The organism is Peribacillus simplex (genome assembly GCF_030123325.1).
Taxonomy (GTDB): domain Bacteria; phylum Bacillota; class Bacilli; order Bacillales; family DSM-1321; genus Peribacillus; species Peribacillus simplex_D.
Window position 1 is genome coordinate 204299 of record NZ_CP126106.1, and the last position, 21508, is coordinate 225806.

Annotated in this window: 23 protein-coding genes; 13 read left to right on the plus strand and 10 right to left on the minus strand. The window is 41.9% G+C overall.

Annotated features, from left to right (window positions below; all coding sequences use genetic code 11):
* Positions 1–36 precede the first annotated feature (36 nt).
* The 5 genes from yhfH (QNH43_RS01130) to yhfH (QNH43_RS01150) are packed head-to-tail and all read right to left on the minus strand — an operon-like array spanning position 37 to position 856.
* Positions 37–177: a protein YhfH gene (yhfH, locus tag QNH43_RS01130; RefSeq protein ID WP_283916519.1), complete on the minus strand. Its 141-nt coding sequence runs from the start codon at positions 175–177 to the stop codon at positions 37–39.
* A gap of 29 nt (positions 178–206) precedes the next feature.
* Positions 207–344, minus strand: a complete 138-nt coding sequence (gene yhfH / locus QNH43_RS01135) for a protein YhfH (RefSeq protein WP_076372632.1) — start codon at positions 342–344, stop codon at positions 207–209.
* Positions 345–373: 29 nt separating this feature from the next.
* Positions 374–511, minus strand: coding sequence for a protein YhfH (gene yhfH / locus QNH43_RS01140; protein WP_076372630.1), 138 nt, complete (start codon positions 509–511; stop codon positions 374–376).
* A 30-nt stretch (positions 512–541) separates the two neighbouring features.
* Positions 542–679, minus strand: coding sequence for a protein YhfH (gene yhfH / locus QNH43_RS01145; RefSeq protein WP_098372156.1), 138 nt, complete (start codon positions 677–679; stop codon positions 542–544).
* Positions 680–721: 42 nt separating this feature from the next.
* Positions 722–856 carry a protein YhfH gene (gene yhfH, locus QNH43_RS01150; protein WP_098372155.1) on the minus strand — a complete coding sequence of 45 codons (135 nt, stop codon included), beginning with the start codon at positions 854–856 and terminating at the stop codon, positions 722–724.
* Between the two features lie 203 nt (positions 857–1059).
* On the opposite strand from yhfH (QNH43_RS01150), the gene QNH43_RS01155 reads away from it, so the two are divergent.
* From QNH43_RS01155 to QNH43_RS01205, 11 genes are all read left to right on the plus strand, one after another.
* Entirely contained in the window at positions 1060–1209 is a 150-nt protein-coding gene (locus QNH43_RS01155; RefSeq protein ID WP_283916520.1) for a hypothetical protein, read from the plus strand.
* 151 nt (positions 1210–1360) lie between these two features.
* Positions 1361–2251: a diacylglycerol/lipid kinase family protein gene (locus QNH43_RS01160; RefSeq protein WP_076372626.1), complete on the plus strand. Its 891-nt coding sequence runs from the start codon at positions 1361–1363 to the stop codon at positions 2249–2251.
* Between the two features lie 298 nt (positions 2252–2549).
* The gene (locus QNH43_RS01165) at positions 2550–4583 is read left to right on the plus strand and encodes a Na+/H+ antiporter (protein ID WP_283916521.1); all 2034 of its coding nucleotides are present in this window, start codon (positions 2550–2552) and stop codon (positions 4581–4583) included.
* Positions 4584–4702: 119 nt separating this feature from the next.
* On the plus strand, positions 4703–5221 hold the full coding sequence (locus QNH43_RS01170) for a GNAT family N-acetyltransferase (RefSeq protein WP_283916522.1): 519 nt from the start codon (positions 4703–4705) through the stop codon (positions 5219–5221).
* A gap of 179 nt (positions 5222–5400) precedes the next feature.
* Positions 5401–6786, plus strand: coding sequence for a protoporphyrinogen oxidase (locus QNH43_RS01175; protein ID WP_283916523.1), 1386 nt, complete (start codon positions 5401–5403; stop codon positions 6784–6786).
* Between the two features lie 634 nt (positions 6787–7420).
* On the plus strand, positions 7421–7963 hold the full coding sequence (locus QNH43_RS01180) for a helix-turn-helix domain-containing protein (protein ID WP_076372618.1): 543 nt from the start codon (positions 7421–7423) through the stop codon (positions 7961–7963).
* Between the two features lie 63 nt (positions 7964–8026).
* Positions 8027–9136, plus strand: a complete 1110-nt coding sequence (locus tag QNH43_RS01185; RefSeq protein ID WP_076372616.1) for an ABC transporter ATP-binding protein — start codon at positions 8027–8029, stop codon at positions 9134–9136.
* Positions 9126–9929 (plus strand): ABC transporter permease, encoded by an 804-nt coding sequence (locus tag QNH43_RS01190; protein ID WP_283916524.1) that lies wholly within the window; start codon positions 9126–9128, stop codon positions 9927–9929. Before QNH43_RS01185 ends, QNH43_RS01190 begins: the two co-directional genes overlap by 11 nt.
* A 1-nt stretch (position 9930) precedes the next feature.
* The gene (locus QNH43_RS01195; RefSeq protein ID WP_283916525.1) at positions 9931–10734 is read left to right on the plus strand and encodes an ABC transporter permease; all 804 of its coding nucleotides are present in this window, start codon (positions 9931–9933) and stop codon (positions 10732–10734) included.
* A complete protein-coding gene (locus QNH43_RS01200) occupies positions 10731–11804 on the plus strand; it encodes an ABC transporter substrate-binding protein (RefSeq protein WP_076372612.1) in 1074 nt (357 codons plus the stop codon). Before QNH43_RS01195 ends, QNH43_RS01200 begins: the two co-directional genes overlap by 4 nt.
* Before the next feature lie 286 nt (positions 11805–12090).
* Entirely contained in the window at positions 12091–12981 is an 891-nt protein-coding gene (locus QNH43_RS01205) for a foldase protein PrsA (RefSeq protein ID WP_283916526.1), read from the plus strand.
* A gap of 623 nt (positions 12982–13604) precedes the next feature.
* Here the strand turns inward: QNH43_RS01205 and QNH43_RS01210 are convergent.
* On the minus strand, positions 13605–14147 hold the full coding sequence (locus QNH43_RS01210; protein WP_283916527.1) for a YtxH domain-containing protein: 543 nt from the start codon (positions 14145–14147) through the stop codon (positions 13605–13607).
* 169 nt (positions 14148–14316) lie between these two features.
* On the opposite strand from QNH43_RS01210, the gene QNH43_RS01215 reads away from it, so the two are divergent.
* Both QNH43_RS01215 and QNH43_RS01220 read left to right on the plus strand, forming a co-directional pair.
* Positions 14317–14781 carry a MarR family winged helix-turn-helix transcriptional regulator gene (locus QNH43_RS01215; protein WP_283916528.1) on the plus strand — a complete coding sequence of 155 codons (465 nt, stop codon included), beginning with the start codon at positions 14317–14319 and terminating at the stop codon, positions 14779–14781.
* Complete coding sequence (locus QNH43_RS01220) at positions 14782–17898, plus strand: MMPL family transporter (protein WP_283916529.1); 3117 nt, start codon at positions 14782–14784, stop codon at positions 17896–17898. It abuts the gene before it with no gap.
* Between the two features lie 116 nt (positions 17899–18014).
* Here QNH43_RS01220 and QNH43_RS01225 read toward each other — a convergent pair whose 3' ends face one another.
* The 4 genes from QNH43_RS01225 to nagA form a co-directional block, all read right to left on the minus strand.
* Positions 18015–18737 (minus strand): SIS domain-containing protein, encoded by a 723-nt coding sequence (locus QNH43_RS01225; RefSeq protein ID WP_283916530.1) that lies wholly within the window; start codon positions 18735–18737, stop codon positions 18015–18017.
* A gap of 64 nt (positions 18738–18801) precedes the next feature.
* Entirely contained in the window at positions 18802–19524 is a 723-nt protein-coding gene (locus tag QNH43_RS01230) for a GntR family transcriptional regulator (protein WP_098372142.1), read from the minus strand.
* 15 nt (positions 19525–19539) lie between these two features.
* Positions 19540–20274, minus strand: a complete 735-nt coding sequence (gene nagB / locus QNH43_RS01235; RefSeq protein ID WP_283916531.1) for a glucosamine-6-phosphate deaminase — start codon at positions 20272–20274, stop codon at positions 19540–19542.
* On the minus strand, positions 20274–21452 hold the full coding sequence (gene nagA, locus QNH43_RS01240; RefSeq protein WP_283916532.1) for an N-acetylglucosamine-6-phosphate deacetylase: 1179 nt from the start codon (positions 21450–21452) through the stop codon (positions 20274–20276). Before nagA ends, nagB begins: the two co-directional genes overlap by 1 nt.
* Positions 21453–21508: the final 56 nt, after the last annotated feature.

Genomic DNA, 21508 nt, shown 5'->3' on the forward strand with positions numbered 1-21508 from the left:
GCCTATATAGCAGCTTCTTGATGTCAGCATCTTATATTAATATTCATCTTTTTTGGAAAGGCAGCGGTCACATTCCAAGAGGTAGGATTCAGCTTGTTCAGTGATATGGGTCCCGCATTCCGAACATTGTTTAGGCGGCAGTGCCCTGAAGAATTCCAATGGGTTTTTGGTTTGCATGATGATTCCTCCTTATGATTTGGTTTAATTTAGTCTTCGTGTTTCGAAAGGCAGCGGTCACATTCCATTAAGTAGGATTCAGCTTGTTCAATGATATGGGTCCCGCACTCCGAACATTGTTTAGGCGGCAGTGTCCTGAAGAATTCCAATGGATTTTTCGTTTGCATGATGATCCCTCCTTCTTGATTTGGTTTAATCAGTCTTCGCGTTTGGAAAGGCAGTGGTCACATTCCATTAAGTAGGATTCAGCTTGTTCAGTGATATGGGTTCCGCACTCCGAACATTGTTTAGGCGGCAGTGTCCTGAAGAATTCCAGTGGATTTATAGTTTGCATGATGGTTCCTCCTTTTTTTATTTGGTTTAATCAGTCTTCGCGTTTGGAAAGGCAGCGGTCACATTCCATTAAGTAGGACTCAGCGTGCTCAATAATATGGTCACCGCACTCGGGGCAATGTTTAGCAGGGATATTGTTAAAAAACTCAATCGATTTTTTCATTTGCATGATATTTCCTCCTTTTAATGGTAGATATATTTTCCGATTGCTTTATTCTTCACGTTTGGAAAGGCAGCGATCGCATTCCATCAGATAGGAATCTGAGTGGTCCACATGTGTTTCACCACACTCCGGGCAATGTTTAAATGAATCGATTATGAATAAATCTGATTGATTTGCTTGCATGTCTCGCTCCTCCTCTTTATAGTACAGTTTTGGTTATTTGTTTGTTGTTATAATACAGTATATACCCGAATTTGGAAATTGTATAGGTATTTTACAGAAAATTTGAAATTTTTTTCATTGATAGTGTGAAAACCTTATAGGAAAGGGATTTATCATCCATTTACTTTTGTATTTTTCTTCACGGCAAGTAGGGAATGGAAGAAATGATGCTTTTAATGAAAGGGAAAAACAAAGAGGGAGCGAAAGGGACAGACGATTTTCAATTGGTTGAGCAAGGTATTAATGTAACAGATGTGGAACAGGAAAGTTCAGTGATAAGTGAATGCCTGTTTCAAAGCCTATGTAACACATAATAGCTTGTTTTAAAATGAAGGCAATATTCAAGTGAAAGCGATTATTTGTAAGTAAATGCTTATTTAACAATCAGAAAAAATGTCCGTGTGGTTTTAGTACATCAGTAAAGAGGTAACTTGCTAGTAGAAGTACAATAATGGGAGGTAGCATATGTCGAAAGCGATGATTATCATCAATCCGTCTTCAGGTAAGGAAAAGGCAGGAAAGATTTTGCCGAAAGCAAAAGAGGCCCTTGGTGAGATTTATGATGAGGTAAGCGTTTGTAAAACGGAGGGCGAGGGGGATGCTACGGATTTTGCAAAGGAGGCCTGTGCAGAAAGGTTCGATGCTGTCATTTCCATGGGTGGGGATGGAACGGTGAATGAGATAGTGAATGGCTTGGGCGAGCAGCAACATCGGCCTATTTTCGGAATCATTCCACTAGGAACCATTAATGACTTCGCGAGATCTTTGGGTATACCCCTGAATCCCAATGCAGCCATTGAGATATTAAAGGATATGCATATTAAGGAATCGGACATAGGGAAGATCAATGACCGTTACTTCATGAATGTGTTGGCAGTAGGGGCGATCGCCGAGGCTACCTATAATGTTACCGTTGAACAGAAAACCCGTCTAGGGTCTTTTGCATATTTCATTGAAGGAGCAAAAGCGATCATTAAAAAGACTCCATTTCCTTTAACGGTTGAACATGATCAGGGAAAATGGATGGGCGAGGCTCATTTACTAATTGCAACAATGACTAACTCTGTCGGCGGTTTCGAACAACTTGCACCAGAGGCGGAAGTGAATGATGGAAAGCTGCACACATTCATCATTAAGGATTTATCTCTTCCTCTCATCGTCAAGATTATTCCCAGTTTGATCAGGGGGGAGATCAAGGAGCATGACGAAGTTGAATATATTAAAACATCCAAGCTCCATTTAGCCACTTCAGAGGAACTGGCAGTCAATATCGATGGCGATGAAGGCATCCTTCTTCCTTTCCAGGCAAATGTACTGCACAAACATCTTCGTCTCTTTGTCCCGGGAACTAAATAAGTTTTTTTAGTCCCAACTTGTTATTTGGAATGTCCCTTCATAAAGACCATTTTCATTCATCAAGCGGGAAAAGCTGATTATGGTTAGCCAATCAGCTTTTTTTCTGTTTTATGTGTAACCAAGTTTGTTGATGGAGTGGATTTTATATATATCCAATCACCTCGAACTTCAGATATTATAACAGGTATCATTATTCAGGAGGATTCTAGGTTAGAATAGTTAATGCATGAATGAATGGGTATAAATATGTTACGCTAATAGTTATGAGAATAGATGAGAGAGGAAGTTTGATGTTTGTATGGAGTTTTTTCTTGTTATATTAGCCCTTCTTATATTGATTGGAGTGTCTAATGTAATTAATCATTTTATACCCTTTATACCTGTACCATTAATACAGATAGCACTGGGTGTCATATTTGCACTTTTACCCCTGGGTATGCATGTTGAGATGGAGACGGAATTATTTTTGCTGTTATTCATCGCGCCACTATTGTTCAATGATGGCAAAAATGTACCCCGAACAGCACTATGGAAGTTGAGGGCACCCATTCTAATGCTTGCACTGGGCCTTGTATTCATAACGGTTTGGGCAGGCGGGTATTTAATTAATTGGATGATCCCTTCGATTCCATTGCCGGCAGCATTCGCTTTGGCGGCCATTTTGTCACCCACGGATGTTGTGGCAGTGAGCGCTTTGGCGAGTCGGGTCAAGTTACCGAAGAGCATCATGCACCTTCTCGAAGGAGAAGGACTAATGAATGATGCCTCAGGTCTAGTTGCCTTTAAGTTTGCCGTTGCGGCAACAGTCACTGGTGTTTTCTCCTTAGTCGACGCAACCTTCAGTTTCATATGGATTGCAATTGGTGGGTTTGTAGGTGGAGCAATACTTGCTTTCATCATTATCAGGCTTCGTGTATTTCTTCGCCGTTTAGGGATGGAAGACGTCACGATGCATATGCTGATCCAAATCCTAACTCCTTTTATTATTTTCCTCGCTGTGGAACATTTCCACCTTTCTGGGATTTTAGCAGTCGTGGCTGGGGGAATTGTCCATGCCATTGAACGAGATCGGGAAATATCACCAACTGTGGAACTTCAGGTCGTATCAAAGAGTACATGGTCCGTCATTTTATATGTATTGAATGGTCTTGTATTCGTTTTGCTTGGCTTGCAAATCCCAAGCGTTGCGAAAACTATCTTTCAAGATCCAGCCTTCAATAATGGACAAGTGATCCTTTATATCGTGATCATTACACTTTTCCTCTTCGCTTTGCGATTCATTTGGCTTACGGCTGCCTGGTCGATTGGCTGGATGACGAAAAAAGCAGGCGCCCAAAAACCTGACTTCAAAGCGGCCGGAATCATTACCATTTCCGGTGTTCGCGGAGCTGTAACGTTAGCGGGTTCGTTTTCGATTCCGTATGTGTTGGCGGATGGAAGTCCTTTTCCAGAGCGTTCGTTAATCATCTTCATTGCAGCAGGAGTCATTTTGCTGACCTTGATTGTTGCGAGTGTATTTCTGCCAATAGTGGCACGGTCCGAAGAAGAGGAAGTGGTGGACAAGCAGGCTGACAAAACGAAAACTGCTGCCATTCACTCACATCAAGCGGCCATTCGGGTGATTGAGTCACAAATGACAGATGAAAACCGGGAAGCGGCTTTATCGATCATTTCGAGATACTTTACCAAGATCAATGAATTATCCTATGTAGAACAGGAGAAAGAACCTGCTGCATTAAGGGAAGAAGAGAAAGAACTTCGCTTCAAGGCCCTTGAAGCAGAGCAAAGATTCCTGGATAAGCTCATTAAGGATGAAAAAGTGGACCGGGAGACGGCGTATATATGCAAGGAATACATCCAGCGTATGGAAAGTGCCGTAACAAATCGACTGAAGTTCCGTTTTTTCAGGTCGGTAACGCTTTTCAGAAGAAGCATGCTAAGGGTTTTAAAATTATTTTTCCCTAATAAAAGTGAAATAAGAAAAATCAATCTTGAGAGATTGGAAAAGGTCAGGGATCTTAAAATCAGGATGTATAAAGCGGCCATCCAAGAGATACAGGCCGGAATTACAGCCGATAATCATAGGACATCCTCGATGATCATAGAAGAATATAAAGTGCTGATTTTAAAATGCAAACGTGAAAATAGAGGCCGGACCCCGAGTAAAATGGCCGATTATGAAAGAGAGCTGTTCTACAAAGCGATCCAGGCAGAACGGGACGAAGTGCAGGATATGTTTGAAAAACGAGTAATTTCCCGTGATGTTGCCAACATACTCCGCCAGCAAATCAATTTACGGGAAGCACTGACAATCAATGAAAATACACATTGATTTACTTAAGGAGCACTGCCTATATATTCGGCAGTGCTCCTTGCGGTTTGTGAAGGGAATATCGGACTCGTCATCGAATCATTAATGTATCCAATAATTGATGAAAGGGGGTGTGCTCAATGAAACAGGACAAGGAAATCGAGACCATCACCTTAACGCCTTATTTACCGGAACATCTTCACCAGCTTTCCCAGTTTTATTTACCGGATACACAAACCCCTTTTTCAGCTCTCCCCGAAGAGTCACTGAAATATTGCCGGGAAGATTACGACAGGAATCCTATCGTAATATTGGCTGAGGGTATTCCAGTTGGTTTTTTCGTTTTACACATTGGCGAGAATATCACTCCTTTCACCAACGATAAAAAAGCGATATTACTCCGTGGATTTCTTGTTGATCAAAAGCATCAAGGTAAAGGGGTTGCGAAGAAAGCCTTGCAAATCCTTCCGGAATTCGCAAAAGGGATTTTTCCAAACAAGGATTCGATCATCCTGGCAGTGAATGTCAGGAACGTGATTGCAAAATCTCTATATTCGAAATCGGGGTATCAGGATACAGGGATTCAAAAAGCAGGCAGAAGCGGGTTGATGGAGATAATGGAGTATCGATTAGATATGATGAACAAGGATATGGAATAAGGAACGAATAACAAATATTGTTGGATCTGGACTTTTCCAAGAGGAGAGGTCTTTTTTTGTCCAATTTGTTACAGGTTTCATTACGAAACCAATGAATTAGAAGGGCGGCTTTTAATAATGCTGCTGCCTTATGGTACACTTTACTTAATGCAAAATTCGTTAATCGAGGTGTAGTCCCAATGAAAACAGTCGTAGTCGTAGGTGGAGGCATTACCGGTTTATCAACCATGTATTATTTACAAAAAACAGTTAAAGCGAGGAGTCTCTCCGTACGATTGATATTAATAGAAGGAAATGAGGAACTAGGCGGTAAAATAAGGACTGTGCACAATGGTCCATTTAAAATTGAAGCGGGTGCCGATTCGATTGTCGCTAGGAAACAAAATATAAAACCATTTATTAAGGAATTGAACCTAGAGGATGAAGTTGTCTATAATGCGACGGGAAAATCATTCATCCATACAGATGGGATGCTTAAGGGAATCCCCGAGGATGCCCTATTCGGAATACCAATGAGCCTGGAGTCGCTGGCGAAAAGCGATCTGGTTTCCGCCCAAGGCAAGGTTGACGCCTTAAAGGATTTCTATACAAAAAATGAGACGTTTACGAAGAATGACTCAATTGGTTTATTTCTTGAAAGCTTCTTTGGTAAGGAATTGGTGCAAAAGCAGATATCGCCTGTCCTATCGGGTGTTTACTCAGGAAAATTAAATGAATTGACCATTGCCAAAACACTCCCGGAGATGCTGGATTATAAAAATGAATATGGCAGTATAATACGCGGTCTATCGGAAAATAAGCAGAAATACCAAAGTAAGGGAAATAAGAAGTTCCTTTCGTTTAAAAATGGCTTATCAACATTGGTTGATAGAATTGAGGAAAGCCTCGATATGGTGGAAATTTTAAAAGGGATTAGTGTGGATAAAATTGGAAGAGGAGATGAAGGGTACATCATTTCATTGGCAAACGGTGAAACGCTGGAAACGGACTTCATCGTATTGAGTACACCGCATACAATTGCCCAGAAATTATTGGGTGATCGGGAGTTGGATGAGGACTTCGACGGCTTGATCAATAGTTCGATGATTAGCGTTTATCTTGGATTCGATATCCCGGACAGCATGCTTCCTAAAGACGGGACAGGTTTCATTGCAGGTGATAATAGTGATTTGATCTGCAATGCATGTACATGGACAAGCCGGAAATGGGAGCATACTTCTGAAAACAGTCAGCTTTTGGTAAGGCTTTTTTATAAAAGCTCTAGTCCGGACTATGAACGCTTAAGGTCCCTTACAAACCAGGAATTGATCTCTGTGGCTTTACGCGATATTAAAAACAGTCTAAGCATTTCCGGGAATCCAGTAACGAGTGAAGTGACGAAATGGCATGAAAATATGCCGAACTACCATATTAAACATCCTCAAATCGTTCAATCACTGGAGGCGAAAATCTCCAAGGGTTATCCGAATGTCTTACTTGCGGGCTGTTCATACAATGGTGTCGGAATACCGGACTGTATCGCTGATGGGGAAAAGAAAGCGCAAGAGATATGTCTGAAGTTGTAAAAGGGGGACTGCCAGGTGGCGGTCCTTTCTGATTTACTATTGGAAGTGAAGCATAGAGAATAGTTGACCTCTCGTGATTCTTCCACAGAGACTCGGTTATCATCTTGGTGTTACAATCGGGCCGACTGCAAGATCTTTCGAGGGCAACAATTGTAATCATTTCAAGTCGATTTCGCTGAAATGGACTCGTGTTAAAAAAGTATCTTTATCACTCAAGTTTTTGGATACTACCATTTTAAAAACTAGGCAAAGAGTTCTATCTAAAAGTTAAACAAAGTTGATTGGATCGTAAGGTACGAGACTCCTGCGGGAAAAGCGTGTCCAGTGAAGACCCCGCAGGCGCAAGGGCGCCGAGGAGGCTTCCGGACCGCCCGCGGAAAGCGAGTGCCTGGAGAGAAAATCAACGTTCCAATTATACAAACCATTAAAAAACTGTAGAGGATTTTCATCGAGTTTGTATACAATCTGAGACTGCCTAGTGGCGGTCCTTTTTTGTATTCCCGCCTGGAAATTCCGTTTGAAGTTTCCTGCATTTCCTGTATAATGATATTCGTAAAATTAAACTGAAAGTTTACTTATATAAAACTTTATCTACTGTGGGTTTACTATAAGTAAACCGATTGAGGGTAATGGGATGCAAATTGGAAAAAAAATAAAGAACCTTCGCTTGAAAAAGGGATTGACCCAGGAAGAATTGGGGGAAAGAACGGATTTAAGCAAGGGATATATTTCACAGTTGGAAAGGGATCTTAGTTCCCCTTCAATTGAAACTCTTTTCAATATTTTAGAAGTACTCGGCTGCAAGCCGAAGCAGTTCTTCGATGAAGAGGATCAAGTCCAAAAAGTGGTTTATGAAGAAGAAGCACAAACATTTTTCATCGATGAAGAACGCGGGTATCAAATCCAGTGGCTCGTGCCTGAATCGAATGAAAAGGAAATGGAACCTATTCGGCTGACTCTCCAGGAAAAAGGGGAGTTCAAACAGTTTGAACCATCCTTGTCTGAAACTTTCGGTTATGTATTACGTGGAAGAGTCATTGTAAAGCTAGGTACACACACGTATTTTGTCAAGGCAGGGGAGTCGATTTATTTTCATGCTTCAGATGAACATCAAATCATCAATGATTTTGAAGGTCCGTCAGAGTTATTACTCGTGGTGACGGAATCATACTTATAGAATTCAATACAAAAGCAATCGTTGAAGATTGATGAGTAAGGTAATGGAGAGAGGGAAGAAGCTATGTCAAACGGGAATATAATACGCTTCGATCAGGTTACGAAGCAATTTGATGATGATACGGTAGTTCTCGATAATGTAAGTTTTGAAATCGAGAGAGGGAAGTTCTATACGCTCTTGGGTCCTTCCGGATGTGGGAAGACCACGATCCTTCGCTTGATTGCCGGATTTACGGAAGCCTCCAAAGGTGATATTTACTTCGAAGGAAAAAAAATCAATGATGTGCCAGCCAATAAAAGGCAGGTGAATACGGTATTTCAAGATTATGCACTTTTTCCGCATTTAAATGTATTTGAAAATGTAGCATTTGGTCTTCGGATCAAAAAAATGAAGAATTCGGAAGTGGAAATCAAGGTGAAGGAAGCCCTAAGCTTTGTTAATTTGGAGGGGTATGAAAAACGGGAGATCAGGGAAATGTCCGGCGGTCAGCGGCAACGGGTAGCGATTGCCAGGGCGATTGTTAATGAACCTGAAGTCATCCTACTGGATGAACCGCTATCTGCACTCGATTTAAAATTGCGTACAGAAATGCAATATGAATTGCGGGAGCTGCAACAGAGGCTTGGAATCACGTTTATCTTCGTCACTCATGACCAAGAGGAAGCATTGGCGATGTCAGATGAGATTTTTGTCCTTAACAAAGGGAAAATTCAGCAAAGCGGGACTCCTACGGATATTTATGATGAACCGCTGAATCGGTTCGTTGCTGATTTCATCGGTGAGTCTAATATTGTAAAAGGAAAAATGATTGAAGATTACCGTGTGGAATTCGTTGGCAGACAGTTCGAATGTGTCGACCAAGGATTGAACAGTAATGAAGCTGTCGATATCGTCATCCGTCCGGAAGATTTAGAGATTACTTCCGTAGATCGCGGAAAACTGCAAGTTCGGGTGGATTCCCAGCTATTTCGCGGTGTTCATTATGAAATCAGCTGTTATGACCATGATGGAAATGAATGGCTTGTCCAATCAACGAAAAAAGTGGCAGTTGGAGATGAAATAGGTCTTTATTTCGATCCGGAATCGATTCATGTCATGCGATTGGGTGAAACGGAAGAAGAATTCGATAAACGCCTGGAAGCGTATCATGATGGGGAAAGTCATGAAGAATAAAATATCCCGGAATATTTACTTCATACCCTATATCTTATGGATTGCTTTATTCGTGATCGCACCCATTTTGTTAATCCTTTACTATTCCTTCTTTGACATTGAAGGCAATCTATCTTTGATTAACTATCAAAAGTTCTTTACGCCTGTATATTTAAAAATGACTTTAAGCTCATTTTGGTATGCTTTCCTGATTACGGGGATATCCCTTTTAGTCGCTTATCCGACCGCTTATTTGTTAACGAAAACAAAGCATAAGCAGTTGTGGCTTTTGCTGATCATCGTTCCTTCCTGGATCAATTTACTTTTGAAGGCTTATGCCTTCATTGGTATTTTTGGCACTTATGGTGTGGCGAATGGTTTTCTAGAAGCGGTAGGAATCGGAAAGCAGCAGATTCTCTTTACGGATTTCAGCTTCATATTCGTTTCGGTTTATATTTTCATCCCGTTTATGATCTTACCGATATTCAATGCGCTTGATAAAATGAATCCAACCCTTGTGGATGCGGCCAATGACTTGGGAGCGTCCCGTTGGATGACATTCCGCCGTGTCATTTTCCCATTGACGTTAGATGGTGTAAAGACGGGATGCCAGGTAGTCTTCATCCCGGCACTTTCATTGTTCATGCTTACAAGACTGATTGCCGGTAATAGAGTCATTACGCTTGGTACGGCTATCGAGCAGCACTTCCTTGTGACACAGGATTGGGGAATGGGTTCCACAATTGCGGTATTTTTGATTATTATAATGTTCCTGATTATGTTTGTAACGGGTAACCGAAAGCAGGGTGTATAAATTGGGCAATAAATTATCACCAATATCAAAAGCGTTTCTCGTTTTGATTTTTCTCATACTCTATGCACCGATTTTCTTTTTAGTCTTTTACTCTTTTAACAGCGGTGGAACGATGTATGACTTTAAAGGGTTCACGATGGAGTGGTACAAGGAACTATTCCAAGATACAAGGCTGCTGATCATTGTATTGAATACACTTGTGATCGCTTTATTATCCGCACTGATCTCAACGATCATAGGGGTGATGGGGGCGATTGGAATTCGGTCCTTTACGAGCAGTAAATCTAAGAATACGGTATTATCATTGAATAATGTATTGATAGTCAGTCCCGATGTGATCATCGGTGCTTCCTTCCTGATTTTATTCACGATGGCCGGGATCAAGCTTGGATTTTACTCGGTACTGTTGTCGCATATCGCCTTCAGCATCCCGATCGTAGTGCTGCTGGTCCTTCCGAAACTTCAGGAAATGAGCCCTACTTTAATTGATGCGGCCCGAGATTTAGGGGCAAGCCGGTGGGATGTATTGACGAAGGTGATTCTTCCATACATCTTACCAGGTATCTTTGCTGGTTTTTTTATGGCATTGACTTATTCACTTGATGATTTTGCAGTTACGTTCTTTGTGACCGGTAATGGCTTCTCCACCCTTTCTGTGGAAATCTATTCACTGGCCCGCCGTGGGATTTCATTGAATATCAATGCACTATCGACACTGCTGTTCGTCGTGACACTGCTGTTGGTTGTCGTATATTACTTTATAACTCAACGTGTAAGGCAAACGGGAATGGGGGGGAAACGATGAAAAGGCTTGTCCAAATGTTTTTGATCATTTCCCTCGTATCCGCTTTGCTGCTATATGCGATTTCAAGATTGAATTCATCGCAGGGGTTTACGAGCAGCAATACGCTTACCATCTATAATTGGGGCGATTACATCGATACGGATCTAATCGAACGTTTTGAAGAAGAAACAGGGATAAAGGTCATTTATGAGACGTTCGATTCGAATGAGGCCATGATGACTAAAATCGAACAGGGCGGTACTACTTATGATATTGCCATTCCGTCTGAGTATATGATCGATAAGATGCGGCAGGAAGACTTGCTGATTCCCTTGGATCATTCCAAGCTTCCGAATTTGAAAAACATCGATGAGCGGTTCATCGACCTGCCATTCGATCCGGAGAATAAATATTCCGTCCCTTATTTCTGGGGAACTGTTGGAATTGTTTACAATTCCAAGATGCTCGGCGGCAAAGAAATAACGGCCTGGGCGGATTTATGGGATAAAGATTTAAAAAATGAAATCCTTTTGACGGATGGGGCTAGGGAAGTGATGGGCATGGGTCTGAACTCTTTGAATTATTCATTGAATGATATAGATGAAGAACACCTTCAAGAGGCAAAATCCAAACTTGATGCCCTCACCCCGAATATTAAAGCGATAGTGGGAGATGAAAGCCGCATGCTATTGGAAGCCCAGGAAGCGGCGATCGGCCTTGTTTGGTCGGGTGTCGCTTCTGAAATCATGGCAGAAAATGAAGATCTCGAATACGTTGTTCCAAAAGAGGGGTCCAATTTATGGTTTGATAATATGGTCATCCCGAAAACAACCAAAAACGTGGATGCGGCTCACCAGTTCATCAACTTCATGCTGGACCCGAAAGTTGCGGCACAGAATGCTGAATATGTAAGTTATTCGACACCCAATAAAGAAGCACTGAAATATATGCCTGAAGAAGTGGTGAAGGATGAACGTTTCTATCCATCACCGGAACTGACAAAGAAACTCGAAGTGTACGAAAACCTCGGGAAGAAAAACTTGGCCCATTACAACGAACTCTTCCTTGAATTCAAGATGCATCGTAAATAACACAAGAAGAAAAGCATCGTGTAGGAATTCCCTCCGTACACCATGCTTTTTCCCATTCCGTTACCTGTATATCAAAAGTCGATATAACGGTATAATTTCGTTTTTTGTAGTGATCAACCAATCTCAAAGTAACTTGGTAGTAGAATGAAATACTCTAAAATATCTGTAGAGATATAAGTATGTTAGTATAATGATAGGTTAGTGCATATTGAAGGTAAGATTAAAATCTTAAGGATTAATTAATATTTCCACGCTATCATTATAGAAAAATTAAGGGAGAGTATTCATGAAACTATTAAGAAGCACGAAGGCATATATTTGGGCAGGGAGCATTTTGATCATTGCGGGGATCATGGCATTTGCGATGATATCGTCCACGGATAAGACAATGGCGAGTATCGATGGCGAGAAAATCAATAAGGATGAGCTATATGATGCGCTTGTTGCGGGGTACGGAGCAGATACTTTGGACTTGTTGATTACGAATAAATTGGTTGAATTGGAAGCGGAAAAAGCGGGAATTAAAATTAAGGATGAAGAAATCCAGAAAGAAATTGATACTATGGCTGAGTCCTATGGTGATGAAAAGTCGTTAAAAGAGCAATTGGAAGCAAGCGGTTCTTCCATGGATGCCTTAAAAAAGGACATCGTGGTTTATCTGCAAACGAAAAAACTGGTCGAACCGAGAATTACCGTGACGGACGATGAAATCAGTACGTATTTTGAAGATAATAAAGAAACATTTGATCAAGCTGAACAAGTGGAAGCTAGTCATATCTTAGTAGAAGACGAAAAAACGGCTAAAAAAGTTGCGAAAGAAATTGCAGAAGGCGGTGATTTCGCTAAATTGGCAGCTGAATATTCCACTGATACACAAACGGCGGATAACGGCGGAAGCCTGGGGTATTTTGGGAAAGGTGATATGGTGGAAGAGTTTGAAGATGTTGCCTTTGATCTTGATATAAATAAAGTCAGTGATCCAGTCAAAACCGATTATGGCTACCATATCATAAAAGTAACCGGTAAGAAGGAAGCAAAAAAAGCTAATTTAGATGACAGTAAAGGTGTAATTAAAGAAACGCTTCTTTCTGAAAAATTACAAGAGGAATATCCCGTTTGGTTAGCGGAAGTGAAAAAAGATCATGAGATAACGAATAAATTAGAGGACTCTAACTAAGGTTATCAAGTGAAGTGATATACCGAACAAAGAAGCTGAGGCATAACGCCTCAGCTTTTTTAATGACTTGTACAATTTGGATGTTGATTTCCGCTCCAGGCACTAGCTTTCCGCGGGCGGTCGTGGAGCCTCCTCGGCTTGCGCCTGCGGGGTCTCCCCTAGACACGCTTTTCCCGCAGGAGTCTCGTACCTTCCACTCCAATCAACTCCGTTATTAGATTTAGATAGAACCATACCTATTGAGTTGAAGTTGTTGCTTTTGGGTCAAATGGCTCGTGATGAAAGGTAAGTTATCCGACCCCCATTTGCCTCAGCTTTCTAATGGCTTGTACAATTAGGACGTTGATTTCCGCTCCAGGCACTCGCTTTCCGCGGGCGTTCCGGGGAGCCTCCTCGGCTAGCGCCAGCGGGGTCTCCCTTGGACGCGCTTTTCCCGCAGGAGTCTTGCACCTTCCGCTCCAATCCACTTTGTTATTAAATTTAGATAGAAACCATACCTGGGAGTTGAAGGAGTTGCTTTGGGTCAGTTGGTTCAGGAACATCATTTGATGAAAGGTACATTTTCCGGACCCCTTGTGTCTGCAAAAAAAAGCTGAGGCATAATGCCTCAGCTTTTTTATATATTAGAAGTTGGATGAAATGGATTTTTGATTGGATAATCCTGATTTTTTAACGATTTCATCACTTTCTTTTTCATTTTTATCATTATCGGATTTCAATGATTGTGATGGTGTTTCTTTCAGCTGTTTACCGGCAACGACCACTTTTGAACTGATGTCTTTCAATTCACTTGTTGCGTCTTTAGCTGTACCAAGGGCATCAGTGGAGATATCCTTTACTTCGGATACTTTATCCACCACGTCTTCATTAACGGTTTCATATAGTGTTTCAACGTCATTGATTGCCTCTTTAATCGTCTCCGTTGCCCCTTTGACTCCTGATACCATCTGATCCTTCATTTCGCTGGGATTTTCCTTGACCTGTTCAATCATATTCATGGAGTTGTCTTTTAAAAGGACGGCAGAACGCTTTACTTTACTTCTTGTATTGGAGTCAAGCAAGGTCAACGCACCACCAACAAGCCCCCCAATCAGAATCCCTTTTAAGAGTTTGCTATTCGGTTGAGTTTCGATAGTTGATTGATTTTCGATGGTTGATTGAGTCATTTATATTTCCTCCTTTAGAATAGTAGATTGTGTGCTTACTTTGGGTTTTCCCTTATTTACCATAAGTTAAACTGGAAATAATAAACTATCATGGGATTGACATAATAAATAAAACAATAGTAATCTACATATAGTTAAATGACTGAACTACTTTTCGGGAGGTGCAACGATGACTAATGACAAAGTTTCTGGATTGATTGATCGATATATGAGGGTTTCCTTCTATGTCAATAAGATGGGTGAGCTTTTAATAAAAGACCAGATTTGTGATGTGCTGACGAATGAACAATACTATACTTTACGGTTCATTCAACAACAGCGGTTGTGTACATCGACGGAAATCAGTGATGCCTTTTATATTAATAAGAGTGCCGTCACGTCCAACATCAACAGGCTGGAAGGCAAAGGATTGATAGAACGGGAACAGGACCTGGTTGACCGAAGGGTCTTTCACTTGAAGCTTTCCAAAGAGGGGGAAGCATTGTTACAGGAAACGGAAAATAAGATTCATAAATTGGTAGAGAGCATCATGACGAAATTCGATTATGAAGAGATCGTTAAATTCCTTGATACATATGAGAAGCTTTCACAAATTTTCATTCAAATGAAAAATGAGGAATGGGAGGAAGTATAAATGAGGGGGATCATTAAGGGAAGATGGCTGGTCATTATCGTTTGGGTTGCAATTACAGCAGGATTATTGTTTGCGGCACCGAATATGGCGGAACTTGTCCGGAATAAGGGACAGCTGGATGTACCGGCAGAGTATTCCTCCGGGATGGCCAATGAGCTAATGAAAGAGATCCAGGATAAGGATGAGTCACAAGTGGCTCTCGTATTCCATGGTGATAAGAAGTTGTCTTCCTCGGAATTGAAGGAGATTGAGATAGCGATCCAAAAGCTTGAAAAGAATAAAGCAGAGCTTGGCATCAAAGAGGTCATGACCCATTTTAAAGAGCCCTCGCTAAAAGATCAGTTGGTCTCGGAGAATGAATCAACAGTTTTGACTTCCATCACGATGGTCAAGGGGGACCGAGAAGCTAAGGACGTGATCGATGCCCTTTATAAAGAGTTGGATCAAGTGGATGTCGAGCATTATTACACAAGCAGCTGGATGATCGATGAAGATCTTAATGCCAACTCCCAAGAGGGGCTGAAGAAAACTGAAGGCATCACGGTCGTCTTCATTCTGGCTGTATTGCTGATAGTCTTCCGTTCAGTGGTGACACCGATCATTCCGTTAGTAACAGTCGGTTTCACTTATTTATGTTCACAATCCATCGTCTCATTCCTGGTGGATATATGGGACTTTCCGATTTCGTCTTACACCCAAATATTCCTGGTAGGTATTTTATTTGGAATCGGGACTGATTATTGCATCCTGCTTCTTAGTCGTTTCAAGGAGGAGCTATCGTCACGGGAGTCCTTGCCTGAAGCGATCGTGGAGACATATCGTACCGCCGGTAAGACTGTCTTCTTCAGTGGGCTGACCGTAATGATTGGCTTTGCGGCAATCGGTTTTTCTACTTTTAAGCTCTATCAATCTGCGGCGGCCGTTGCCATAGGGGTTTTCATTTTAATGATTGCCCTTTATACGATCGTTCCATTTTTCATGGCGGTTCTTGGCAAGAAGCTATTTTGGCCGGCAAAAGGGAAGCTTGAGCATAGTGAAAGTAAACTATGGGGAATTCTCGGTAACTTCTCCTTGAACCGCCCATTGTTGGCGCTTATGATCGTTGCAATCGTCTGTGTTCCCTTTTTGTTTATGTATGATGGGAAGATTTCCTATAACTCCCTAGAAGAAGCGGGCGATGATGTTCCTTCCATCATGGCATTTAATATCATTTCCGATGAATTCGGGCCAGGACAATCCATGCCAACACAGATTGTCATAAAAAATGACGAACGCATGGATTCGGAGGATTACGTCGCACTTGCTGAAAAAATCAGCCAGGAAGTCGTCAAGGTGGATGAAGTCGATGTAGTTCGTTCCATGACCCGTCCGACAGGTGAACCCATTAAGGACTTATTTGTCGCGAACCAGGCCGAAACTTTAGAAAAGGGAATCGGGGAAGGAAATGAAGGCATTAAACAAATCAGTGATGGATTAAAAACGGCAGGCAGTGAGCTTTCCGATTCAGGACCGCGCTTGAAGCAAGCGACGGACGGAATAGGGGGTCTCATATCCGGGACCAATGAATTAAAGAGCGGCGTAGGTCAGGTGGAGAAGGCGTTAACAAGCATTGAAGCAGGCATTCGCGATGGATCCTCAGGGACTGGGGACATTAAAAACGGACTGATTGAGGTCAAGGCAAACTTGGAGAAGCTCGCCACCGGAAGCGGACAGCTCCTCGAAGGCTATGAACAATCAGCTAATGGGTTAAGTGAACTCACAGGGGGATACAAAGAGATTCAAACTAACCTTACGGGCGTATCACAAAGCCTTGCTGGGTTAAATCCTTCTTTTGAGCAAATGGAAGCCGCACATCCAGAATTACAGGCTGATCAGTCCTATCAAACGATCAAGCAAACGGTGCAAGGGGCACAGGGTGGCTTGGAGCCAATGGCAGCGGGCCTTTCCGAGCTCAATAGGAATCTTGGTTCAGTGTCCGGGGGTTTGAATACGGCGAATCAAAATATGGCAGAGATCGTAAAGGGTCAAAATTCTCTAGGAGAGGGCCTGAACCAATTGATTTCAGGTGTTGACACATTACAAAAAGGTCTAAGCACCATGGCCAATGGTCAGGGGGAAGTCATAAATAACCTGTCAGGATTTAAAGGTGGCCTTACCAGCTTAAGTAATGGGCAGCAAGAGCTCCTAAATGGTTTTTCAAGCCTTGGCGGGCAACTTACCGATTTGACAGATGGCTTAAATGAAAGTGCGGATGGTCTGAATGATGTCCATGATGGACTATCGTCCGCACAGGGTTATTTATCAGGGCTGGCAAAAACGGATAAAACGGTAACAGGCATGTACATTCCCAAAGAAGTAGTGGAAAGCGAAGAGTTCAGGGAAGCATTGAACGCGTATTTATCTGAAGATGGTAAAATCATGACCATGGATGTGGTATTCAAGGCGAATCCATATTCCAATGAAGCAATCGAGCAAATCAATTCGATTGAGGCAACCATTGAAAGAGTAACGAAAGATACAAAGCTTGAAAATGCGCAGGTGGCGATAGGGGGAATCACAAGTACACATCATGACTTGGGCATGATGTCTGAGGAGGATTTCTCGCGGACGGTCGTTTTGATGCTGTCGGGTATCGCAATCATTCTCTTTTTCATGCTGCGATCACTGGTCATGCCGGTCTATTTGATTGTGTCGCTCGTTTTGACTTATTATACAGCGGCAGCCATTACAGAGTTGGTTTTTGTTAATATTCTCGGTTATGCCGGCATCGGCTGGGCAGTTCCTTTCTTTGCTTTCGTCATCTTGATTGCTCTTGGCATTGACTATAGCATTTTCTTGATGGATCGCTTTAACGAGTGGAAAGATAAACCGGTCAAGGAAGCGATGTCACTGTCCATGAGAAAAATGGGAACGGTGATCATCTCAGCGGCTGTCATTCTGGGCGGAACCTTTGCTGCCATGATGCCAGCAGGTGTTTTATCGCTCTTGGAGATAGCCACTCTAATTTTGGTGGGGCTTGCTTTATATGCGTTTGTCATATTGCCATTGTTTATTCCTGTTATGGTTGCGACGTTTGGAAATGCAAATTGGTGGCCGTTTTTGAAAAATAAGGAGTAAAGGGAAGTAACCATTAAATAAAAGGAAGGCATCCTAATGGATGCCTTCTTTTATAGTTCACCACGACTGCTTCACGATGAACATGAAGCTTATGTATTCCTTTTTGGCATATCGAATCATAATTGGGGAATTCTTGTTTTATATTTCGCGATGATCTTTTGATTGTGTTCATCTGCCCCTTCGATATTACTGCTCAGGAATACGGGAGGGGTCTCCCCTGATTCAATAATCGTTTGGATGACTTGCGTGAAAATCATATTGAGGAGAACGGCGCCGATCACGGTCGATCCAGAACCAAAAGATATATTATTTGATTTCAGTAATGTGTCACCTTTGGCAATATGATTGTCTATGACCAAATCAACGACATCGTGGAGATAATGCTTTTGTTTATGCCGTGAAGGACAACTTTTTGCATACTCCGGTGATGTTAGTCCAATGACGAAGGCCCCTTTTTCTTTTGCGATAGTGGCGACATCTATGGGAACGGGATTTACGCCGGATGATGAAATGACGATACAGACATCACCAGGACGGATATCCTCATCATGCATGAATTTCTCTGATAGGTCATTTTGCCGTTCAAGTTGGGATGACCTTGAAGCTCCCTTAAAAAGCATCAAATCTTCAACGAAAATAGGACGAATTGCGGCTAACCCACCTGCCCGGTAGAATACCTCTTCGGTCAAAATATGAGAGTGTCCGCTTCCGAATAGATGGATGATTCCATCCGACATCACCGCTTTTGAGATATGGTCCACGGCTTCCTTAATTGATTGCTTTTCCTGTTCTCCCACAATTGTGAGTAAAGCCTGCACTTCTTCAAAGTATGTGTTCATATTTTGTGACACCCTCCGATTACCTTTGGCAATTAAAATACTTTAGTGATGAAAATATTCAATTTTATCTGCTTATAGTGATAGTGAACTTATACCTGTCCGCACGATATGCCGATTTAACATATTCAAGGGGAGTTCCATCCATTAGGAACGTATGCCTTTGAATGAATAGTATGGGTGAGTGCTTAGGAATCGCTAAATGGGTGACTTCTAATTCAGAAGCAATCGATGATTCCAAAGTTTGTGTAGCATAGTCTATTTTAAGTTTAACGTAATTCTCCACATATTGGTAAAGGGAGAGGTTAATGATTTCTTCCGTTAATCCTTTAATTAAATTGGCAGACATGTACACGGTCTCGAGCGCCATTGGAACATCATCAGCCAACCGAATGCGTTTTATTTCATAAACGGGAGCATAAAGGGAAATGTGCAATTCACTGGCAATCTTCTTATCAGCCGGAATGATTTCAAAGCTCAGCAGCTTACTGCTTGGATTTAATCCCCTGGCTTTCATATCCTCGGTGAAGCTGGTCAACCCATTGAGCTGCTGCTCCAATTTCTTATCGGCGACAAAGGTTCCCCTTCCTTTTTGACGGTATAAGTATCCGTCATTCACTAAATTATTTATGGCTTGCCGGACGGTCATCCGGCTAATTTCGAATTGCTCGGCATATTCACGTTCAGATGGAAGGGCATTGTGCGCTTGGAACTCACCGTTTTCTATTTGTCTTTTTATTTGTTCTTCGATTTGAAAATAAATCGGAAGAGGTGAGTTTTTATCAATCATCGACTTTCGCTCCTTTTAGGGTATTATCACTCCGGATAACGCTTTTTGGTCTGCGATAATTGTAACACTATTATGTTTTTTTAGGATAGATGCAGGGAAGTCCTCGGAAATGTCACCGTGCATCAATTTCTTCAAGGTTTCGGCTTTTTCTTCACCAGATATCAGCAGCAGAATTTCCTTGCTTTTCATGATGGTTGAAATGCCCATCGTAACGGCATGTGTAGGAACTTCGTCTATGGAATCGAAATAACGTGCATTCGCTTGGCGCGTTGAATCTTCAAGTGTCACGACATGTGTACCCGATGTGAATGAAGTTCCAGGTTCATTAAAACCAATATGGCCATTTTGCCCAATACCAAGTATCTGAAGATCGATCCCTCCCACGGAATCAATCATTTCGTCATACCGTTTACATTCTCCGTTGGTATCATCGGCTGTGCCATTTGGCAGGTGAGTACGCTCTTTATTTATATTGATGTGAGTGAATAAGGAGTCATTCATATAATAATGGTAACTGTTTGGATCATTTGGTTTTAAGCCGATATACTCATCAAGATTAAAAGATGTTACATTTTCATAAGAAGTATGATTATTCACATGGTCTTCAATCAAATTATCGTACATTCCTTTTGGGGTGCCGCCTGTAGCAAGGCCCAATTTGATATTTGGATTCCCTTTGACTTTTCCAATCACTATTTCTGCAGCTGTCCGGCTCATTTCCATGTAGCCCTGCACCTGTATGATCTTCATTATACATTCTCCTTTTTAAAAGCTAAATTTCCTCTGCAGAACGTCATTTCAACGTCCAAGCGGTCATTCAATATTACAAGGTCGGCGTCTTTACCAACCTGGATGCTTCCTTTTCTGTCAAAAATCCGAAGCTGTTTGGCAGGGTTTTCTGCCGTCATTTTTATAATGTCAGTCATGGAACAATCGGTATATTCCAATGTGTTCTTGATGGCATCGTTCATTTTCAATATACTGCCGGCTAGTGTACCGTCTGAAAGCGTTGCTTTCGTTTCGTTCACATACACAGGCTGACCACCTAAATCATAGGTTCCCTTTTCAAGCCATTTGGCACGAAGCGAGTCCGTTATCAAGATCATGCGTTCACTTGTAATTTGGTTATATGCCAGCTTCACCATTTCCGGCCTGCAGTGAATGCCGTCAGCAATAAGTTCAACATATAGCTCGTCTCGTAGATAAGCAGCTCCCAAAACACCAGGTTCGCGGTGATGGAGTCCCCGCATCCCATTATAAAGATGTGTAACGTGGGTAGTACCTGCCTGGATTGCTTCATCTATTTGGTCATATGTTGCATCTGAATGTCCAATGGAGGCTACGACGCCAGTTCCCCTTAAGTGGGCGGCTAGATCTAATCCATTTGGTTGTTCAGGAGCAAGCGTTACAAGCTTGATTTGATTTTCGGCCATTTCCTGCCACTTTTTAAATAGAGTGACATCAGGATCAATGATATAATCCTCAGGCTGCGCTCCTTTACGGGCTGGTGAAATGAAAGGACCTTCTAAATGAATCCCAACTATTTCAGCGTGTTCTTCCGTTTGATTTTCAATATATTTACCAGCATTAAGAAGTGCTGATTCAATGGCTTCGGTAGATTGAGTCATTGTAGTGGCCAGAAAGCTCGTGGTTCCTTCTTTGGGAAGAGTCTCCGCCATTGTTGATAATGCTTCATGTGTGGCATCCATTGCATCGGAATTAGATGCCCCGTGAATATGAATGTCGATGGCACCGGGAATTACCTGATAATCCGGTGAAAGAGTAATGACCTTTGCATCATCTTCCTGTTTGTAATGGCTGACTGGACCAACCTCGGCAATTTTTCCATCCACGACTTTAATATACCCATTTTTGTATGTTTCCTTTTCGCCATGAACTATTAGATTATTAATAATGAATGTTTTCATACATAATCTCCTTTATGAAAGTAAAACTTAATGAATGAGTCATGAAAAAGTCTCAT